The organism is Shimia sediminis (genome assembly GCF_003990645.1).
Taxonomy (GTDB): Bacteria; Pseudomonadota; Alphaproteobacteria; order Rhodobacterales; family Rhodobacteraceae; genus Shimia; species Shimia sediminis.
Genome location: NZ_RYZK01000077.1, coordinates 1 through 707, shown reverse-complemented (window position 1 = coordinate 707; position 707 = coordinate 1). Strand labels below are relative to the sequence as shown.

The following is a 707-nucleotide window of genomic DNA, read 5'->3' as shown; positions in this document are numbered from 1 at the left end:
GTCAATATCAAGCAGCAGCTTCAAATCCAAAATGGTGTGTTAAAGAGAAATGGTTATTTAGTTGTCGTAAAAGGCAAATTAAAAGAAAAGTGGTACCAATAATTACATGAAGACCATGAAATCCTGTGGCTATAAAAAAGGATGAACCATAAACTGCATCAGCAATAGTAAAAGGGGATTCAATATACTCATAAGCTTGGAGGGCTGTAAAATATAGTCCTAATAGTACTGTTAATAAAAGTCCTTGAACTGATTGTTTATAGTTATTTTCTATTAAAGCATGATGTGCTCAAGTTACCGTGATCCCTGATCTAAGTAGGATTAAAGTATTTAGTAAAGGAATTTGTAACGGGTTAAATGGTATAATACCTTTAGGAGGTCAGATTATCCCAATTTCTACTGCAGGACTTAATCTTCTATGGAAAAATCCTCAGAAAAAAGAGATAAAAAAGAAAATTTCTGAAATAATAAATAAGATTATACCTCATCGTAAACCAATTGTTACTCTTATAGTATGTAATCCTTGGAAAGTACCTTCTCGAGTAATATCTCGTCATCATTGATATATAATTATTAAGGTGATAAGTATTCCCACTAATAATAAATTTCTTTGTTGTTGATGAAACCATTTAATTAATCCTGATATTAAAGTTATTGCCCCTAAAGCCCCATAAAGAGGCCACGGGCTATCATCCACTAAATGGAAG

Annotated in this window: 2 protein-coding genes and 1 pseudogene; 1 reads left to right on the top strand and 2 read right to left on the bottom strand. The window is 32.0% G+C overall.

Annotated elements, in window-relative coordinates:
• Positions 1 to 7: 7 nt before the first annotated feature.
• Positions 8 to 322: pseudogene (locus EK369_RS22930) on the bottom strand (cytochrome c oxidase subunit 3).
• On the opposite strand from EK369_RS22930, the gene EK369_RS22925 reads away from it, so the two are divergent.
• Entirely contained in the window at positions 300 to 563 is a 264-nt protein-coding gene (locus EK369_RS22925) for a hypothetical protein (RefSeq protein WP_235871515.1), read from the top strand. The pseudogene EK369_RS22930 and the gene EK369_RS22925 sit on opposite strands and share 23 nt — an antisense overlap.
• Here EK369_RS22925 and EK369_RS22920 read toward each other — a convergent pair.
• Positions 557 to 697 (bottom strand): hypothetical protein, encoded by a 141-nt coding sequence (locus tag EK369_RS22920; protein ID WP_497707114.1) that lies wholly within the window; start codon positions 695 to 697, stop codon positions 557 to 559. The two genes, EK369_RS22925 and EK369_RS22920, sit on opposite strands and share 7 nt — an antisense overlap.
• Positions 698 to 707 lie beyond the last annotated feature (10 nt).